This window comes from Streptomyces sp. YS-3 (assembly GCF_045257485.1).
In the GTDB taxonomy this organism is placed as follows: domain Bacteria; phylum Actinomycetota; class Actinomycetes; order Streptomycetales; family Streptomycetaceae; genus Streptomyces.
Genome location: NZ_JBJHPC010000711.1, coordinates 1 through 3,242, shown reverse-complemented (window position 1 = coordinate 3,242; position 3,242 = coordinate 1). Strand labels below are relative to the sequence as shown.

Annotated in this window: 3 protein-coding genes; all 3 read right to left on the bottom strand. The window is 73.2% G+C overall.

The genetic code is table 11. The features are described 5' to 3' along the window. Window positions 1–1,844 (bottom strand): HAD-IIIC family phosphatase (locus ACJA3G_RS33685; protein ID WP_406556832.1); only part of this gene is annotated, 1,844 nt, incomplete at its 3' end. Continuing rightward, window positions 1,841–2,872: a 3-oxoacyl-ACP synthase III family protein gene (locus tag ACJA3G_RS33680; RefSeq protein ID WP_406556831.1), complete on the bottom strand. Its 1,032-nt coding sequence runs from the start codon at window positions 2,870–2,872 to the stop codon at window positions 1,841–1,843. The genes ACJA3G_RS33680 and ACJA3G_RS33685, both read right to left, overlap by 4 nt. Further along, the coding region (locus tag ACJA3G_RS33675) for an acyl carrier protein (RefSeq protein WP_406556830.1) at window positions 2,869–3,242 on the bottom strand (374 nt) is incomplete at its 5' end. The genes ACJA3G_RS33675 and ACJA3G_RS33680, both read right to left, overlap by 4 nt.

The following is a 3,242-nucleotide window of genomic DNA, read 5'->3' as shown; positions in this document are numbered from 1 at the left end:
GTGGTGGGGTCGTCGGGGGCCACGCCCGTGGGGACGAAGCCGTGGTCGGGGTAGAAGGAGGCGAAGGCGGCGTTGCGGGAGGTGGGCCGGTGGCGGGCCCGCGCGCCGCGGGCGCCGGACGTGGCCGCGTGCTCCAGGACGGCCGCCAGACAGGCGCTCTCGATGCCGCGCGAGAACACCCGGCAGCTCAGCACGTAGTTGTCGATGTGCAGGTCCTGTGCGTCGCGGCGCAGGAACACCGCCCCCACCAGGCCGTGGTCGCCGAACCGGTCGCGGGCGTGGACCACCAGTACGGCGCGGCCGGGGTCCTCGGCCCACTCCCGCACCTGCGGCAGTTGCAGCCGTTCGGGCGCCAGATGGAACTGGTTGGTGCGCAGGGTGAGCTGGGAGACGCGGGGCAGTTCGCGCTGCTCCGCTGGGCGTACCGTCACCTCGATGCCGAGGCCGTCCAGATAGTCCTGGTAGGAGCCGGTGTCCTCGCGGAACTCCTGGCGCCGGACCTCCGTGCGGTAGCGGCCGGCCCGCTCGCGGTCCTCGTCGGTGAGCACGGGCAGGTCGAACCACCCGTCCGTGAGCAGCGCGGCCGGGTGCAGGGCGGGCTCCTCGTCGACCCGGACCACCGCGACCTGCGGCAACTGCTCCCGTACCAGCCCGCATTCGAAGGTGCTGTCGTCGACGAAGACGAAGCTGTCCAGACCGATCCCGAGCCGCTCGGCGATGTCGCGCAGATTGTCGTGCTTGGCCGACCAGTTGGCGTTGACGCGGACGAAGTCGTCCTCGCGCAGCACCATCGAGGGGTGTTCGCGCAGCGCCGCGCGCACCTGGTCGTCGTCGTTCTTGCTGCTGACGGCGAGCAGGACGCCCTGGGAGCCGAGCTGGGCCAGCACCCGCTGGAACTCGACGAACGCCTCGCCCCGGAACCCGCCGCCGAGCTCGACACCCTCCGTCCCGTCCTCACCGAGCACCCCGCCCCACAGCGTCCCGTCCAGATCGAGGACCAGGCACTTGCGGGTCCGGCCGAGCAGGCCGGTGACGAGGTGGCCGACATCGCGGGCATAGCCCGCCAGCAGCCCTTCGGCGAGGCGCGCCTTGGCGTAGAGCCCCGTACGCGGCTCGTACGCGGGGGTGCCCTGGGCGACCAGCGGGTCGAGGTCGACCACGATCAGGCCGGGGTGCTCCTCGGCGAGGGCGAGCAGTCCGCTGTTGAACTCCCGCCACACGACGCCGAGCCGGGCCCGAGAGCGCAGGTCGATGAGCTGGCGGGCGTGGCCGTGCAGCAGCGGGACGGTGTTGAGGACCAGGGGTCCCCTCCCGGCGTCCTGGTGGGCGCGGACGGCCCGGCCGATCAGGGCGAGCCGGGAGCGCGCCGCGGTCTCCACGTCCTCGACCCGCCAGGGCAGCGGCACCTCCTCGAAGACGGTGTGCGCGTCCAGCAGGCAGAGGGTGAGGCGGGGCGGGGCGCCGCCCGGGGAGCCGGGCCCGAGCAGGTCCGCGAGGTAGGAGCCGTACGGCGAGAGCACCGGGTCCAGGAGCAGTCCGTGGCGCGCCAGCTCCGCGGTGAGCGGGGCGACCAGCGGGGCTACAGTGGACTGGCCGGTCACGGCGACGGTGACCACGGGCACGTCCGGGTGGTGGCGGGCGACCTCCTCGCGGTCGAGCCGGGCGAGCAGTTGCCCGGCGGCGGGCAGTTGGGCCCCGGGCAGCCGGGCGAGCAGCGGGCGCACCGAGGGATAGTCGGCTTCGAGGCGTCCGGCCGCGTACAGACCGCGCAGTGTCCGCAGCGCCTCGGGGTCCAGCCAACTGCCCGTACCGGGCGGGGCATTGAGAGGTTCGGTCGTGGTCATGCGCGCTCCAGGGCGATACCGGACTTGATCCACTTGCTGGACTCCACGGCGACGGTGACGGCGCGCCCGCCGCCCTCCCACTGGCCGAGCAGTTCGGCGAGCTGGAGGAAGGGCAGGGCGTTGCCGTTGTTGCCCACCGTGCGCACCACGTTGACCCGCCGGGCCAGCGGGGCGGGCATCGCGTCGGAGATGCGGTCGCTCATCCGGCCCGACAGCTGGGGCGGGAGCAGATAGTCCACCTGGTCGGCGGTCCAGCCCACGTCCCCGATGAGCTCCCAGAACATCTGGGTCGCCAGGACCGGCACGGCCGCCTCGATGGCCTTGTAGTCCTCGCTGATGGCGGTGCGGTCGCTGTGCCGGTCGCCCAGGCCGAACCAGTCGATGACCTGTCCGGGCGCTTTGCCCAGACCCACCAGGCGGTTGAGGACCTGGCGGATCTCGACGCGCTCCCCGAAGGACTCGGCGCTGAGCACGGCCGCGCCCGCCCCGTCGCCGAACAGGATGTAGTTGACCAGCTCGGCGGGGGTGCGCGAGCCGGCGTCGAAGTCGGTCTCCAGGTGCTTGGCGCAGACGTCGCCGCCGATCACCAGGACCGTCGAGCAGCGTCCGGCCAGGAGCAGGGTGCGGGCCACGTCGAGCGCCTGCACGGCACCGGCGCAGCCGGACTGGAGCTGGTAGGTGGGGACGTTGTCGATGCCGAGGCGGTCCGCCACCAGGTTGACGGTGGCGGGCATCAGCTGGTCCGGGGTGGCGGTGCCCATGACGACGCAGTCGATGTCCACGGCCTCCAGGCCCGCCGCCGCGAGGGCCCGGTCCGCGGCGGTCGAGGCGATGTCGGCCAGGGAGTGGCGGACCCGGCCGGTCGCCAGGTCGACGGCGAAGTGGCGGCTGACGTTGCCGATGAACATCTCGGCCCACTGCTCGTCGACGCCGACGAGCTTGGCCAGGGTGGCGTTGTCCACCGGTTCGCCCGGCAGACAGGTGCCGACCGAGACCAGGTGGGCGACGGGGGCGGGTGACGGGCTCATGTGCGCGGTCCTTCCGGGGTGGACGGCTCGGCTGCCGGCGCGGACGCGGCCGGTACGAGCAGGCGCTCGGCGAGATAGCGGCTGAGGTCGCCCACGGTCTCCAGACTCGCGAGCAGCTCCTCGACGGGCAGACTGCCGAGTTCGGGCAGCTCGTTCTCGATGCGGGTCTTCAGCTCCATGACCTGGATCGAGTCGAAGCCGAGGTCCTCGGCCAGGCGGGAGCCGCTCCGTACGGCGGAGTCGTCGTGCCCGCCGACCCGGCACACCAGTCGGCGGGTCACCTCGGACACCCGCTGGGGAGCGCCCTCGTCCGGACCCGGCGGGCGCGCCGGTACGGGGTCCGTCGCCGGGGCCCGGGTCTCCACAACGG